At 48.7% G+C, this 14,431-nt stretch carries 10 protein-coding genes and 1 CRISPR repeat array; all 10 genes read left to right on the top strand.

Going from position 1 to position 14,431, the window contains the following annotated elements; genetic code table 11:
* Positions 1 to 45 precede the first annotated feature (45 nt).
* The 10 genes from OCV58_RS02610 to cas2 all read left to right on the top strand — a co-directional run bounded on the left by OCV58_RS02610 (position 46) and on the right by cas2 (position 14,377).
* On the top strand, positions 46 to 948 hold the full coding sequence (locus OCV58_RS02610) for a DUF2156 domain-containing protein (protein WP_276809092.1): 903 nt from the start codon (positions 46 to 48) through the stop codon (positions 946 to 948).
* Positions 933 to 2,099 carry a GNAT family N-acetyltransferase gene (locus OCV58_RS02605; protein WP_154876861.1) on the top strand — a complete coding sequence of 389 codons (1,167 nt, stop codon included), beginning with the start codon at positions 933 to 935 and terminating at the stop codon, positions 2,097 to 2,099. Before OCV58_RS02610 ends, OCV58_RS02605 begins: the two co-directional genes overlap by 16 nt.
* A gap of 169 nt (positions 2,100 to 2,268) precedes the next feature.
* Positions 2,269 to 2,699: direct repeats of the CRISPR family, unit length 32 nt; unit sequence GTCACCCTCTACGTGAGGGTGTGGATTGAAAT.
* 1,413 nt (positions 2,700 to 4,112) lie between these two features.
* Positions 4,113 to 5,327, top strand: a complete 1,215-nt coding sequence (locus OCV58_RS02600; protein WP_154876860.1) for an ATP-binding protein — start codon at positions 4,113 to 4,115, stop codon at positions 5,325 to 5,327.
* 841 nt (positions 5,328 to 6,168) lie between these two features.
* Positions 6,169 to 8,718 carry a CRISPR-associated endonuclease Cas3'' gene (locus OCV58_RS02595; protein ID WP_154876859.1) on the top strand — a complete coding sequence of 850 codons (2,550 nt, stop codon included), beginning with the start codon at positions 6,169 to 6,171 and terminating at the stop codon, positions 8,716 to 8,718.
* A 22-nt stretch (positions 8,719 to 8,740) separates the two neighbouring features.
* On the top strand, positions 8,741 to 9,514 hold the full coding sequence (gene cas5c, locus OCV58_RS02590) for a type I-C CRISPR-associated protein Cas5c (RefSeq protein ID WP_154876858.1): 774 nt from the start codon (positions 8,741 to 8,743) through the stop codon (positions 9,512 to 9,514).
* Positions 9,480 to 11,513, top strand: coding sequence for a type I-C CRISPR-associated protein Cas8c/Csd1 (gene cas8c, locus OCV58_RS02585; protein WP_267312759.1), 2,034 nt, complete (start codon positions 9,480 to 9,482; stop codon positions 11,511 to 11,513). Before cas5c ends, cas8c begins: the two co-directional genes overlap by 35 nt.
* Positions 11,510 to 12,367, top strand: coding sequence for a type I-C CRISPR-associated protein Cas7/Csd2 (gene cas7c, locus OCV58_RS02580; protein WP_154876856.1), 858 nt, complete (start codon positions 11,510 to 11,512; stop codon positions 12,365 to 12,367). The genes cas8c and cas7c overlap by 4 nt, the downstream gene beginning before the upstream one ends.
* Entirely contained in the window at positions 12,364 to 13,035 is a 672-nt protein-coding gene (gene cas4 / locus OCV58_RS02575; RefSeq protein WP_232818808.1) for a CRISPR-associated protein Cas4, read from the top strand. The genes cas7c and cas4 overlap by 4 nt, the downstream gene beginning before the upstream one ends.
* Entirely contained in the window at positions 13,032 to 14,063 is a 1,032-nt protein-coding gene (cas1c, locus tag OCV58_RS02570) for a type I-C CRISPR-associated endonuclease Cas1c (protein ID WP_154876855.1), read from the top strand. The genes cas4 and cas1c overlap by 4 nt, the downstream gene beginning before the upstream one ends.
* Positions 14,064 to 14,086: 23 nt before the next feature.
* Positions 14,087 to 14,377: a CRISPR-associated endonuclease Cas2 gene (gene cas2 / locus OCV58_RS02565; protein ID WP_095629594.1), complete on the top strand. Its 291-nt coding sequence runs from the start codon at positions 14,087 to 14,089 to the stop codon at positions 14,375 to 14,377.
* Positions 14,378 to 14,431 lie beyond the last annotated feature (54 nt).

The raw sequence follows: 14,431 nt of genomic DNA, 5'->3' as shown, positions 1-14,431 counted from the left end.
AGATAGATAGGGGGAATTACTATTATTTCGTTCAGAGAATTCCGATTGGAAGACAAGCAAATTATTGATGACTATTTTCATCAACAAAGATACGAGCAGGCCGACGCGTCCTTTATGAACCTGTTTGCTTGGCAGTACCCGTATGAAATCCAGTGGGCGGAGGAAGACAACGTATTGTACATCCGCTCCGGCCGCGGCAAGAAGCAGTTTTGGCTGCCGCCCTTTACCCGTCATGACGGCAGCTTTACGAAGGCCATACTGCGCATGCACGAATGGTTCGACCAGCACGGGTATCCCTTCCTCATGAAGGGCGTCACGCCGGAAGCGGCGGAACGCATCCGCGCTCTTTGTCCGGACTGTTACAACTTTACGCCGGATAGGGACAATTACGAATACGTCTACTTGACACAGAACCTCATCAACCTGTCCGGCAAAAAATACCGGCAGAAAAAGAATAACCTCAACCACTTCCGCAATCAGTACATCGGCAACTGGGAATACGTTCCCATTACGGAAGAAATCTTCGACGAATGCCTCGCGGCGGAAGAAAATTGGTACGATAAGCACGAAGGCTTTGAAGACGACGAAGAACTTCAGGGCGAACGCCAGGCCATTGAAACAGTGTTCAACAACTGGGGTATTCTCCAGCCGACAGGCGGCGCTATCCGCATGTACAATAAGATCGTAGCCTTTTCTATCGGCGAAATGCTGAACGACGACACGGCTATCATCCACTACGAAAAGAGCGACCCGACGATTCGCGGCCTGTACCAGGCCATTAACCATGAATTCGTTGTTCACGCCTGGAGCCATACGACGTATATCAATCGGGAAGAAGACATGGGCCTGCCGGGACTGCGCCAGTCCAAAGAATCGTATAACCCTGTGCGGTATATTGAAAAATTTGAAGTCACCTTGAAGGAGCCAGGAAAATGGACTTCCGATTAGCGAAAGAAGAAGACAGAGATCTGGTAGAAAGCTTATGGGCCTATTGCTTCGAACCGCGGGAACATCCTTTTTTTCAGTGGTATTTTTCGAAGTTTTATCAGCCGGAAAACGTGCTCATGGGATTTAAGGACGGCGAAATGGCCTGTCTTACCCATTTAAACCCTTATACGCTGCGCCTGCGGGGACGGGACGTGCCGACGTCGTATATTGTCGGCCTGGCGACCCATCCGGCTGCCAGACGAAGCGGCGTAGGACGGATGCTGCTGACGGCCGCCCTGAAGGAAATGAAGCGCCGCGGCCATTATATTAATATTCTCATGCCGTCGAAGGCGGGATTTTATCAGCCCTATGGCTATGAATTGTACTGCCATCAGTGGAAGGAAACGATGCCGCTGGAATCGCTGCGGCCCCTGACGGATCGGACGGTCCGTTTTGCCTTCGTCAACAGCGCTGACCAGTGGCCCTATTTGGCATCCGTGTACGAGGCGTATACGAAACACCTGTCAGGCTACGCCGTCCGCAATGAAGCATCGTGGCGCAGCCACATCGAGGCCCAGCTGGCCGAAGGATATATTGCCGTCGTATTTCATGATGATACGCCGATTGCCTATATGTTTTATCAAATCGGCGAGGGGACGATTACGAGCGGCGAATTTGTCTACGCCACCCTGCAGGGGAAGCGGGGCTTATTAGAATACGTCTACAATCACCGCTCTCAAGGCAGTGAATTTCAATGGAACGAAGGAATTCACGACCAGTCCTATCGCTTCTATCCCGACGGCAAGCAGGGCCATGAAACGATGCCCTTCATGACTTGCCGCATTGTCGACGTCAAAGGCGCACTGGAGCAAATTTCCTATCCGGAACAGGCTGAAGGCAGCCTTGTCATCCAAACGGAGGACCCCTTGGCCGACTGGAATACCGGCACGTTCCGCCTGACCGTTCGGCAGGGACGCGGCTTCGTAGAACGGACGGCGCAGGAACCGCTGGACGCTGTCATGCCTATCGGCACCTTAGCGCTGCTGGTCTTCGGCGCAATGGATCCAGCGGATCTGGCATTCAATGAAAAACTATGCGGCAGCGACAAAGCCTTGCAAACCTTGGGAGCCTTCTTCCCGACAGAAAAATGCTACATTAACGAATGGTACTAGACGATGAACACGTGCGAATGGCAAGCATCGGATAGATACCAGGGAGATTCGCACTCAAACAAGTACTATATTGTCAAAATAGACAGCGATTTTCAGCAAATCAGCTGGATTAAATTGTATCAGCTTCTATATATGCTATGTTTCGGATTAAGAGATACCAAATGTAGCTGTCACCCTCTACGTGAGGGTGTGGATTGAAATTATTAACTGTAGCTCCATTACACTTTACATATCCAGTCACCCTCTACGTGAGGGTGTGGATTGAAATAACAATCCGGATTGCGTTTCACCGATAACCGGAAAGTCACCCTCTACGTGAGGGTGTGGATTGAAATTTCCTGCAATTATGCTTATCATCCAGTGCGGTGCAGTCACCCTCTACGTGAGGGTGTGGATTGAAATGATATAGTGATATACGTTGCCACTGGTCGCTGGCGTCACCCTCTACGTGAGGGTGTGGATTGAAATTTTTTGTACGTCCTTCTGCATTTCCTCAATTAGCGTCACCCTCTACGTGAGGGTGTGGATTGAAATATTCGAGACGTCATAGACACATTCGTCCACGCCGGTTACCCTCTGTGTGAGGGTGTGGATTGAATTTGAGGTTGGTACGAATGTTTTTGACGATACTTTGCGGGTGATAACAGAGCGGCAAGCGTAAGTAGCCCAGGAGGCGAAAGAAAATATTTATGGTTGAACGAATGACCCAGTTTCAGAGGACTGCAAACACAGAAGGTTAAGACCTGAACTTTGTCAAAGCCTACCCGATCCACATCAGCGGAAAAGCTGTAAAAACGAAAAGCGTATAGGCCGCCCATTGCGGAACGGGTCGATTTAGACAAAAAAATCCTGTCCTTGCGGTACGGGAAACATATGCTGGTATGGATTAACGCAATTTGCGTCGCAAACTGCTGGGGGCAGAAGACGATGTCGTCTCAAAAAAAAGAAAAAGACGGGTATATCCCGCACATGCACGAACAGACTGGAAATAAGAGTGTTGTAACCAATGGCTCAATCATTTTAAAGCAGTAAGTGCGAGCGCGGGATATAACTGTGAATCGCGCGAAATTATCTTACATTACGAAATAATTGAGGCTGTACCAGAAATTATTGAAAAAGAATATGGATTGAAACACATATGGTATAGTAGTAAGAAGTATCAAGCGTTGCTGCTCCTGTTAACATTGGAGATAAATTATATGCTGTAAATGTAACGGTCGAAAAAGAAAAACAGGAGTTTAAAGTTGAAGTAGGAGAATATAGAAGATACGCTGCTAAGCGCGTATGAGATGGCAAAGCAAAAAGAACCAGTTGCCGGTAGTACCTCTGCACTCTCTTCCTCTATTGAGCAAGTCCCGTTGCAGCCAGTATCGACAACTGGTTCTGATACAGAATCAGCCGCTGGCAGTACCTCCGCAAATTCCGCCTCTAAGGAGCCGGGGCCTCTGCGGCCAGTACCAACGACTGATTCTCATATAGAATCAGAACCAGGCAGTAATCTCTCTGGAAATTCTTCTCAGCGAGAAGGGTCTAACCAGCCATTACCTGATACAGATTCTCTTACTATCAGTATATGGGAGTTTTTACAGAGCGTCAATGACAACTTAGGCCAGTCCTACGTCAATGTCGAAGACACTCTGAACTACGTATTTACTTTGGCGATAATAAAGCAGACGGAGTTATATACATAGAAACCCAAAAGTTTACGCTGAGCCAGATCTAGCTATCTTTTGCATGAAGGGATGGATTGAAAACTTAATATTATATTTTGGGGACAAAATTACGGTGATAAAAGAACTGTAATTTTTTTATTGTAAAGCTCATCATAATGGATATATAGCATTGTTGCCAATGGTGTAAAAAATTAAGCACTGCTATTTGTTCCCTCGTATCTGCTATATTTCATGTAATTCATATTTTTATCTAGTATAACCGTTAAAATGACACAAATAAATTGAATGTCAGATATATCTGTGTTATTATGGTTTTGCTATAGAAAGGGAGGGGAAAGGCATGATTAAGCGGGAGGCGTACATGAGCCGTATTCGGCCGTTTATCGGAAGCGATTTGGTCAAAGTACTAACGGGTATTCGGCGCTGTGGAAAGTCTGTTATGCTGGAACTGATTCAGGAGGAGATAACGGCGTCCGGTGTGGATCCTTCTCAGTTTATCTCTATTAACTTTGAAAATATGAGCAATGCCAGTCTTTGTACTGCTCAGGCCCTTCATGATGAAATCATCGGCAGGGCGGCACAGCTTTCAGGAAAGGTATATCTCTTTTTTGATGAAATCCAAGAAGTGCAGGACTGGGAAACATGTATCAATTCCTTCCGGGTGGAGTTAGACTGCGATATTTATATTACCGGATCTAATGCCAAGCTGCTCTCCGGCGAGCTGGCTACGTATTTGGCTGGGCGATATGTGGAGTTCGTCATCTATCCCTTTTCGTTTGATGAATTCATTCAGCTGTACCGTACTATTTTTCCGGACGCAGATGTCAGAACTTGTTTCAATCGTTATCTCACTGCTGGAGGGATGCCGTATTTAGCCAACCTGCGATATGAAGAAACTGCTTGCCGTCAGTATTTGCAGGATTTATTTAACTCTGTGGAGCTTAAAGATATTGTTCAACGCAATAAAGTTCGCGACGTAGATATGCTGGAGCGGATTATCGCCTATGTGACGGCCAACATCGGCACTACCTTTTCATCTACGGCTATTTCCAAGTATTTGAAGAGCGAAGGGCGGTCCGTATCGCCGGAAACAGTTTTAGGATATTTGAAAGCCTGTACTGACGCTTTTTTGTTTTATCAAGTGAAGCGGCAAGATCTCCGGGGGAAGAAAATTCTTACGGTGAACGAAAAATACTATGTGGCCGATCACGGCGTGCGGGAGGCCGTGTTTGGCGGCAATCAGCGAGATATTAATTTGGTATTGGAAAATATCGTCTATTTAGAGCTACTGCGCCGTGGGTATGTTGTAACCGTAGGTAAAGTTGGCGATAAAGAAGTTGATTTTATCTGTGAATCGCAAGGTAATCGGCTGTATATCCAGGTCGCCTACTTGTTGGCGTCAGAGGAAACGATTCAACAAGAATTTGGCGTTTATGAGCGAGTTCGGGACAATTATCCTAAATACGTTCTTACGTTGGACGAGTTTGACATGAGTCGGGACGGCATCAATCACCGAAATATTCGCGATTTCCTACTGGAAAAAGAGTGGAGATAGACGTTGTCTGAGCTATCTGTTTACTGGATTAGATATCCTCTTTTATGTTCCATTAGGGATATGGTATCGGAAACAATCCTCGGAAAATCGCATAATTCAGTTAGTGAATACGATTATATACTTTAATACATGGGTAAGTGCGAATTGCAAGTATCGGATATATTGAGGAGAGATTCGCACTCAAACAAGTAATATGTTGTCGAAATAGACAGCGATTTTCAGCAAATCAGCTGGATAAAGTTGCATCAAGTTCTATATATGCTGTATTTCGGAATAAGATATACCAAATGCAGCGGTCATCCTCCGTGTGGGGATGTGGATTGAAATCTTTCGCAGCCGATGGAGATTTGGAAATATGTACGTCATCCTCCGTGTGGGGATGTGGATTGAAATCATAAGGGCTCGCGGATTGTCGTTCATGGAGAAAGTCATCCTCCGTGTGGGGATGTGGATTGAAATCGCTTAAAATGCTCAGTCAAAGATAAAGAGGACGGTCATCCTCCGTGTGGGGATGTGGATTGAAATGGATGTCTCCATGTCAAATGTATCATTTAGCAACGTCATCCTCCGCGTGAGGGTGTGGATTGAAATATCTCTCCATATTGTGATGAAGTATCGTAATATTCGTCACCCTCTGCGTGAGGGTGTGGATGGAAATCATATGACAGCATTAGATGTATTGTCAGTTCAAGGCTAGCAAAATATTATACATAATAAATCAAAATACTATATGTAGATATTTTTTATTAGGTATCTATCTTGAAGGTATGGTATAATCAATAGTATAGAAATGAAACGGAATATGTAGTTACAACTAATTATTTTTTGGGATCGGGACGCTATGGATATCGAATGGGATTTGCTGCTGGCGCACTGGGATGCAGAACTGAAAAAAGGGCAGTATATAAAAGACCACGCGAGGAATACGGCTGAGTATATGGCTCGTATAGGTAAGTCTCTTGGGCTGGAATCTGTCTGCATTCTTATCGGCCTTCTTCATGATGCGGGAAAGGTAAATCGTGATTGGCAGAAATATATCCGCGGCGAAGCGGCGTCAGGCGGAGATCACGCCGGCGTCGGAGCTTGTTATGTCCAGTATGTATTGTATAAGTATGTAAAGAATTCCGTTTCTGCCGATACGTATCGATGGTACGGCATATATAATGAATTTCTCATATATCCTATTCTGGCTCACCATGGATTATACGACGTGCTCAAGGAAATGGAAGACGGCACCGTCTGCTGCTGGACAGAAAAGAGGCTGAAAGAAAATGAGCGCCTTATTGCTGATCATGAAGAGCTGACATCCTTTATCCAGGTATTGGACGGCTGGGCCGGAAAATGGTTTAAGACATCCCTTTTTCAGTTGTATCAGAAGGGGTTTGCTGAATGGATGGATTGGCATAAGGCCATTCAGCGCATGCTTGGGAAATCGGGAAAGGCCGTTGCGCAGGATGCAGCCAGTCGGCGTCAGGCCAGCTTGTTTTATTTCGGAGCTACTGTTCGGTTATTGACGAGCATATTAAAGGAAGCAGATGTATATGATGCGGCGAACTGGGCCATGGAAGAAAAACATCACGTATACGAAGAAGATGAATTAGACGCTGTTTGGAAGCAAATGAGCGGCAACGTAGAACATCTATATGACCAATTTCATCAAGCCAAGAATCCGTCTTTACTGAACCAAGTACGCACGGCAATGGCTGATGAAGTGTATGCGGCAGCAGTGAAGACAAAAGATGGCTGTTACAAGCTGTCGCTGCCAGTAGGGGCGGGCAAGACGAACGCCTCTCTTCGCTATGCCCTGCACCACGCCCGTATGTTTCATGACCGGAGAATCATATATGCGACGGCGTTTTTGTCTGTGTTGGAACAAAACGCCAAGGATATTCAGGATATTATCGGAAAGGAACACGTGCTGGAGCATCACAGCAGCGTCGTCTCCGACGGTTTCGAGGGAGAAGAGGACGAATACGACGGCGCCGAATATCTGAGGGAAAGCTGGGAATCGCCGGTTATACTGACGACGCTGGTACAGCTCAGCAATACGCTGTTCAAGGGGCAGTCGGCGTGCTTGAGGCGGTTTTCCAAGCTGATACATTCTGTCATCATCATTGATGAAATACAGTCACTCCCAGTGACGTGCGTACATCTGTATAACTTAATGATGAATTTCCTGACCCATATGATGGGCGCGACGATTATTCACTGTACGGCGACTCCGCCAGGGCTGGACGATGAAGGGGTTTTGAACTACCCCTGCATATATGAAAAGGACGAAAAGGGAAGTTCCGTCGCGTTAGTCGACAGGCGTCTCATGACAGCGCCGTTTTTTGCACGGGCTCAGTTTTATTCTCTTTTGGGCGATCGCTTTACCCAATTTTTATCTACGGAGCAGCTCGTCGCCCATGTCATGACGCAGCTGGAGCAGGAAAAAAGCGCCTTGATTATCGTCAATACGAAAAAGGCCGTGCGCAAAGTATACGACGCGATAGCCGATTGGCTCGACGAGCATGACCGGCCTGGGGAATGCTGGTATTTGACGACGAATTTATGCGCGGCCCATCGGCTGGAGCGCATTACGCGCATGAAAGAGGAATTGCAGAAGCTGCGGGACGGTTCGAGGCAGACGCCGTTGATTTGCGTGAGTACGAACTTAATTGCCGCAGGCGTTAATATCGATTTTGACATCGTATATCGTTCGTTGACCAGCTTGGACGGCGTGCTGCAGGCCGGCGGACGGTGCAACCGCGATGGAAAACGGAAGGCCCCCGGACGGGTCTATTTGTTTATGTATATGGATGAAACGCTGGAAAAGATGCCCGTTCTGCAGAAGGAACGGGAGGCGTCTCTGGAAGCGCTGCGCAAGGTATATGGATCGAAGGGCGAAGAAGAAGCGTTGGATATAGGGGCGTGCCTAGACGAATATTTTCGGCGTTTATATCAGAAGAATCGGCAAGCTCTGGACTATCCGGTGCAGGACGGCCCGTTTTCCCAGACGCTGCTGCAGATGCTGTCCGAAAATCGGGATATGGCAGCGCAATACCGCATAGGACATGGCTCCTCTGTTCCGTATCTTCTGAGGCAGCGGTTTAAAACGGCGGCGGATGCCTTTCAGCTTATCGATAACAAGGAAAAGACCGTCATCGTTCCGTACAAGAACGAGGAGCTGATAGACGAAGTCTTTGCATTCATCGGCGACGACGGCCATCCGGATTTCGCCGCGCTGAAGCCTGTGCTGCAGAAGCTGCAGCGATATACTGTCGGCATGTACGACATGAAGGAATACGTGCAGGTCATACCCGAGCTGGGCATATACCTGTTGGATCCGGAAGGATACGACGAAGAGTTTGGCTTGACGAAGGGAGAATGGAGCGAACTCATTTTTTAACTTGCATAAGGAGAAAAGATCTATGTTTCAATCCAACCCATTTTATATGAAGATAAGCGGCCCCTATGCGTTGTTCACCGACCCGATGAGCAAGGCGAATGGGGAAAAATTTACCTATCAAGTTCCGACGGCCCAGGCCCTGCAGGGCATCGTCGAAGCCGTGTACTGGAAGCCGACGCTGCGGTATGTAGTCGACGAAGTCAAAGTATTGAAGCCGATTCAAACGGAGACGAAGAACATACTCGTGCCCATGCTGAACGGAAAGAAGGATTTGAGCTATTATACGTATTTAAAAGACGTGGCCTACGCTGTGAAATTTCATTTTGAGTGGGCCGACCGGCCGGATATGGCGAAGGATCGGAATGAAAAGAAGCACGAGCAAATCTTGCTGCGCTCGATGAAACGCGGCGGGCGGCACGACATCTTCCTGGGGACGAGGGAATGCATCGGCGAAGTAGAACGGCTGCGGGCCAGCGAATACGAAGGGCTGACGACGCCATTTTCGGGAAAGATGTCCTTCGGCATCATGTTCCATTCCTTTTCCTATCAGGAGCGGATGAAAAAGGGAAGCCTTGCCGGCACGCTGTATTCGCAGTTTGCGCCGATCGTTATGGACGACGGGGTCATTACATTTATACGGCCGGAAGAATGCCTGATCCGCCATGAGCTCCGCGATTACCATGTCAAGGAATTTACGGAGGATATGTATATGCCCGTTGACGAGCAATGGGCCTTATATGACGAGGAGGGAGGAATGGCCGATGAATCTGCTTCAGGCGCTGCTTCAGACGTATAACGCTGCTGAAGCGGCGGGATTAGTCGACGTGTGGAAAGAATCAGAGCCTATGCTGCTGCCGCTGTACCACTCGAGCCGCCAGAGCCGGGGCGAAGATATCGTGCAGCTGACCATCAGCCGGGACGGGATGTTTTTGCAGGGCCGCTTTTTGACGAAAGGCGAATATACGGTTTTTCCTGTGTCGGAGGGGTCCCTTATCCGCACGGCCAACGACTGCCCCCATTTGCTGTGCGACGAGTTTTCTTATCTTGCGCCTGTAGAAAAAAAGAAGGGCGCCCGCCACAGCTTATACATGAAACAGCTTCAGGACCTATGGGAGTATGAGCAATGCCATCGCAATGACGATTTCCAAAGCATATGTACCTACCTCATGTCGGGGACTGTCCGACGGGACGTGCTGCGGACGGTCCAAATCTGCTGCGGCGAGCAGGCCTACGACGTCGAAGGAGAGGTCGTCTCCTGGCAGGAAGAAGAAAAGGGGAAAGGTAAAACACGGCAAATTTCTCTGGAAGATTTGTTCATTACCTTTGCCGTAGAACGCAGCGACGGAGCCGTATCGGTTTCGCAGAATCGGGAGCTCCATCGATTTTTTATAGACTATGTGCAGTATACAAACCGCGATAAGCCTGTGGAAACATGCGACGTTTCCGGCCTTCCCATGTACTGCGTGTCGTCCCATCGCGGCGTCGTCGGTACGGCGAAGCTGATAGGTATCAGCAATCATAAGGAAGCGTACATAGGGCGCTTTACCAAGGGGGAGCAAGTCTTTCACCTGGGCTATGAAACGTCGCAGCGAATTCATAACATGCTGAAATACTTATTGGATACGAAGCGGTACAGCGAGTATATCGGCGGCGGCGCCAACGTCGTTTCGTGGATGACCGGAGATTTGCCCTTAGGCGGCGCTCCGATCATGAAGGACATGGAAGAAGAGGAGAAGGATGATATCCTCGAAAGCGTCGTCATGGGAGAAATCGCCGCAGAGCCTGTCCCCATACGGCGCACGGAAGAAGAGGTACTGCATGGGAAAGATAGCAAGACCATCGCCCAGTATTTTGCCGGCAAGAAAGATGCCGGAGACGAGATTTTCGATAACTACTTCTGCGTTCTCGTACTGGAAAAGGTCAATAACGGCAGGATGGCCGTAAAGTATTTCCGCGCGTTTCCCAAGTCCGACATAAAGCAGCGGGCCGAGGCTTGGTACGAAAGCATGAAATGGCCCGGATGGTCGGCAAAAAAGAAAGCCTTCGTGTTGAAAACGCCGTCGGTGTATTCTGTCGTCCATTTCCTGTACGGCCAGGAAACGGAGCAGGGGATTATCTGCGCGAACGATAAGGTACGGCGGGCGGCTATTGAACGGCTGCTGCCCTGTATCCTGGAAAGAAAACCCTTGCCGGCCGATATGATGCGAACGGCGTTTTTCCGCCTTACGAACCGTCAGTCCTATAGGAAATACTGGCCCCAGGCCCTGCTGATGGGCTGCGGCATCGTCAAGAAATATTATTGGGATCATGGGATGTGGGATCAGAAGGTTCCCGTATTGAACGATAAAGGAGCGATACTGCGTATGGACAAGCGAAGCTTTGCCTACGGGCGATTGTTGTCCGTGTATGAAAAAATGGAAACGGCGGCCTTGGAAAGTAAAAGCGGCGGCGAAGAAAAGAAAAAGGAAAACTCCAACCTGCGGGTTACCAACGCGGCGCGCTTGTGGTCCTCCATGATACATCGCCCGTATCGGACGATTTCTATTTTAGAAGAGCGGACCCAGTATTGTAAGGCCATCCTGAGCAAGCAGAAGCCAGGATACAAGGTCTATTTTGAGAAGATATTGGCTGAGCTGTATACTGAAATTATGGAATATGAAGGGGACGGGCAGCATCATGAGAAGACGGCTAATTCTGATTTTATATTAGGCTATTATTATCAGCAGCAGCAATTTTATACGAAAAAAGACGAAACATCTGACGCGCAGCGGCAAGAAGGAGGAACGGCGGTATGAGCAGCTTGACGAAGAAAATAGATTTTGTGTTGTTTGTATCGGTACGGCAGGCAAATCCTAACGGCGACCCCTTGTTGGGAAACATGCCTCGTACCGATTATGAAGGCTATGGGGAAATATCCGATGTCTGCATCAAACGAAAAATACGCAACAGGCTTCAGGACATGGGACAGGAAATTTTCGTACAGGCCAACGATCGGGTAGATGATGCCTGCAAGTCATTGGAAGAACGGTACAAGGCTCATTTTACGTCAAAAGAGACTGTTGAAGACGTTGCTGCGGAGGCATGCCGGCGGTGGATCGACGTGCGAAGCTTCGGACAGGTTATGACCTTCCAAAAAAAGCAGTCGTTGGGCATCCGGGGTCCCGTGTCTGTCAGCCTGGGAAAAAGCCTGTCCCCTGTCGATGTGATTACTATGCAGATTACGAGAAGCACGAACGGCATGGCCTCGGAAAGTGGAAAGCGGTCGGCCGATACGATGGGAACGAAGCATTTTGTAGATTTCGGCGTATATAAGATTACGGGCAGCATGAACTGCTATTTTGCGCAGCGGACAGGCTTTTCCGACGAGGACGCCCAGCTGATTCGGCAGGCCCTGTTGTCCTTGTTTGAAAATGATATGTCGTCGGCTCGTCCCGAAGGCAGTATGGCTGTAGAGAAATTGTATTGGTTTGTCCATCCCAATGCCTTAGGGATCGCCTCGTCGGCGAAGATTCACCAACTCGTACAGGCGCAGGCTCCGGCCGATGACAAAGTCCATGATTTTTCTGATTACGTCGTGTCTGTAGATGAAGAACGGCTGAACCTGTATCGGCAAAAGGGTCTGACATTAGAAATTGAAGACGGTATATGATGAAAAACGTAGGACAACGAAACGAAACTGAATATTTGCAGCTTGCCGGCCTGCAGCATTTTTCTTTCTGCCGCCGGCAATGGGCCCTCATCCACATTGAGCAGCAATGGGCGGAAAACTACTTTACCGTCGACGGAGCGATTAAGCATACATTGGTAGATGAAGGGCTGAGCGATGAAAAGATGGGCAAGAAGCGCGTGCTGCGCTCCTTGCCTGTCGTGTCTCACGAGTTGGGAATACAAGGCGTGTGCGACGCTGTAGAGCTGATAGAAGACGAGGGCGGAGCTTACTTCAGCAAATACGGCGCCTGCTTTATCGTATACCCCGTGGAATACAAGCGGGGGAAGCCGAAGACGATAGAAAGCGACATACTGCAGCTTACGGCGCAGGCTATGTGCCTGGAAGAAATGATGGAAGTCCGCGTCTCCCAAGGTGCGGTATTTTACTTTGAAACGCGCCGGCGGGAGAAAGTCGAATTTACGGACGAGCTGCGGGCAACGGTCAGGAATATGGCTGCCGAAATGAATAAGTACTACCGGCAGGGCTATACGCCGAAGGTGCGGAAAAGCGCAAAGTGCCGGGCTTGTTCGCTGCAGGATATCTGCCTTCCGGGACTGCAGAAATTAGAATCGGCCCGCTCGTACGTAGAGAGGACGTTGGGAGAATGAGAAAGCTACTAAATACATTGTATATCACGAAGCCTGACGTGTATTTAGCGACGCAGGGAGAGAATATCGTCGTCCGGGAACAGCAGAAAACATTGGCCCGTTATCCCCTCCATAATTTGCAGGACATTGTACTGTTTACGTATTTGGGAATGAGCCCGCAGCTCATGGAACGGTGTATGGAATATGGAATCGGCATTGCCTACATGTCACCGCAGGGACGCCTTATTGCCCAGATTCAGGGAAGCAGCAAGGGAAATATCCTGCTGCGGCGGACGCAGTACCGCGTAGCTGATGATCCGGCCCAATCATTGGATATTGTCCGCAACATCATTGCGGCTAAAGTATACAACGAAAAATGGGTCATGGAACGATATATTCGGCAGTATGAGCACCGGTTGGACGGCAGGCGTCTGCAGGCTTGTTCCCAGCAGCTGACGGATATGCTGGAAAAAGTTCGGGGCGCGTCTGCTTTGGATACGCTGAGAGGCTTTGAAGGCAGCGCGCAGGCTTTGTATTTTTCCTGTTTTGACGACATGATTTTAAATCAGAAAGACGATTTTACGTTTGGCATACGCTCGCGCCGGCCGCCATTGAACCGCGTCAATGCCCTTTTGTCCTTTATGTATGCCGTATTGTCCAACGACGTAGCCAGTGCGTTGGAGACGGTTGGCCTGGATGCTTACGCTGGATTTATGCACGTCGACCGGCCGGGCCGCGTTTCGCTGGCTCTGGATGTGATGGAAGAATTGCGGGCTCCCGTTGCGGACCGCTTTGTCCTGTCCTTGATCAATAAAAAGGTCGTCGATGCCGGGGACTTCGACGCCGAGAGCAACGGGGCGGTCATGTTAAACGAATCGGGGCGCAAGAAAGTGATTGCCAAATGGCAGGAACGCAAAAAAGAAGAATTGACTCATCCCTATATAAAGGAAAAGATTTCCTGGGGATTGGTTCCGTTCCTGCAGGCGTCGTTATTAGCCCGGTTTTTGCGGAACGATTTGGACGCCTATCCGCCCTTTCTTTGGAAATAACAGGAATTGAGGTGGCAGACGAAATGTATATTTTAGTTTCGTACGATATCAGTACGAATTCAGCGGCAGGAAAACGCCGCCTGCGGACGGCTGCTAAAATATGTTTAAACTATGGGCAGCGCGTTCAAAACTCTGTATTTGAATGCGAAGTAGACGAAGGACAATATTTGCAGCTGAAACACCAATTACATGAGGTGATTGACGAATCTGTCGATAACTTGCGTTTCTATCGCCTCGGGAAACACTATAAAAAGACCGTAGAATCCATCGGCGTCGACAAACGATATGACATAGAAGGCCCGTTGATTCTGTAGCGGCTTTCCGGCAATAGAAATAGGCTGTGCGAGTCGTAAGCATCGGATATATAC

The sequence above is a fragment of the Megasphaera stantonii genome (genome assembly GCF_025567065.1).
Taxonomy (GTDB): Bacteria; Bacillota; Negativicutes; order Veillonellales; family Megasphaeraceae; genus Megasphaera; species Megasphaera stantonii.
The sequence above is the reverse complement of the archived record's forward strand: the minus strand, read 5'-3'. Positions and strand labels throughout refer to the sequence as shown.

Excerpts from the sequence above, each read along its gene's own strand:
- cas5c (WP_154876858.1), top strand. The coding sequence starts at position 8,741 with ATGTTTCAATCCAACCCATTTTATATGAAGATAAGCGGCCCCTATGCG.
- cas7c (WP_154876856.1), top strand. The coding sequence starts at position 11,510 with ATGAGCAGCTTGACGAAGAAAATAGATTTTGTGTTGTTTGTATCGGTA.
- OCV58_RS02600 (WP_154876860.1), top strand. The coding sequence starts at position 4,113 with ATGATTAAGCGGGAGGCGTACATGAGCCGTATTCGGCCGTTTATCGGA.
- cas8c (WP_267312759.1), top strand. The coding sequence starts at position 9,480 with ATGAATCTGCTTCAGGCGCTGCTTCAGACGTATAACGCTGCTGAAGCG.
- OCV58_RS02595 (WP_154876859.1), top strand. The coding sequence starts at position 6,169 with ATGGATATCGAATGGGATTTGCTGCTGGCGCACTGGGATGCAGAACTG.
- cas2 (WP_095629594.1), top strand. The coding sequence starts at position 14,087 with ATGTATATTTTAGTTTCGTACGATATCAGTACGAATTCAGCGGCAGGA.
- cas1c (WP_154876855.1), top strand. The coding sequence starts at position 13,032 with ATGAGAAAGCTACTAAATACATTGTATATCACGAAGCCTGACGTGTAT.
- OCV58_RS02605 (WP_154876861.1), top strand. The coding sequence starts at position 933 with ATGGACTTCCGATTAGCGAAAGAAGAAGACAGAGATCTGGTAGAAAGC.
- cas4 (WP_232818808.1), top strand. The coding sequence starts at position 12,364 with ATGATGAAAAACGTAGGACAACGAAACGAAACTGAATATTTGCAGCTT.